At 40.3% G+C, this 538-nt stretch carries 1 protein-coding gene; it reads right to left on the bottom strand.

What is annotated here, in order from left to right; translation table 11 throughout:
• Window positions 1–59: 59 nt before the first annotated feature.
• The coding region (locus tag AC1D2Q_RS29555; protein ID WP_477815553.1) for a hypothetical protein at window positions 60–538 on the bottom strand (479 nt) is incomplete at its 5' end.

Below are 538 nucleotides of genomic sequence, written 5' to 3'. Positions count from 1 at the left end.
GGCGATGACTGCGATTAATGTTATAAAAGCCTTCATGAATTTTTATGTTGAGATTAAAATTATTGTTCCCCAAGCATCTTTTTTATTCCGTCAATATCAAAAGTATTAGCGGCAGTCATCACTTCCTGCTCGTTGGCAAAGTTGATACATTCCCAAACAATCATGGAAGCTTGGCCAATGGACACTATCAATGTATATCCCTTACTGTCTTCGTATTGAATGATTGCCTTGTTGCCTTTAACTCTTACTTGTTTAAAATTTTGTTTAGCGCCATTGGCTTCGATCATACCGGCATTTGAAAAATATAAAGCAGCTAAACCTGCATAGATCCCTGCATTTCCAATAGTAATTGTCAACTGTTTATCGGCGTTGTTTTTCCACACCCGGTGAATGTTCAGGTTACTCCAGCCCCATTGGGTACTCATTACTATGTCCTGTAGTGTATCTACTTTTAAAGCGGCTACCGAAGCGGGTAAAGATTTCAGAATCTGCCGACCCAATTGAAGCTCTACCCCCATGAGCGCCTGCTGTAACGAAT

This window comes from Pseudomonas sp. P1_A1, assembly GCF_056406935.1.
This window is presented reverse-complemented; position numbering and strand designations above follow the sequence as displayed.